At 49.5% G+C, this 220-nt stretch carries 1 protein-coding gene; it reads right to left on the bottom strand.

The features are described 5' to 3' along the window. A partial coding sequence (locus ACT3SX_RS15780; protein WP_444761899.1) for an IS30 family transposase occupies positions 1-220 on the bottom strand: 220 nt, incomplete at both ends.

Raw genomic sequence — 220 nt, 5'->3', positions numbered from 1 at the left:
TTCAATAGCCCCGTTTTACGTTCAACGAGCGTGACAATCGCTTGCTTGTGATGCTGACCGATAACGGTATCGGCTTCCCAATCTCCAATACGTGAGCGTTCTTCAACAATACAAGGGCGCTCATGAATCGAGACTCTGTCATTGATACGACCTCGAGTCTCAGCGGTTAGACGCTGCCGGTATGGTTTTCCTTTACGTCTGAGACACTGCCACAATGTGC

Origin of the sequence: Psychrobacter sp. AOP31-B2-9 (assembly GCF_052378005.1) — a bacterium.
GTDB lineage: Bacteria > Pseudomonadota > Gammaproteobacteria > Pseudomonadales > Moraxellaceae > Psychrobacter.
The sequence above is the reverse complement of the archived record's forward strand: the minus strand, read 5'-3'. Positions and strand labels throughout refer to the sequence as shown.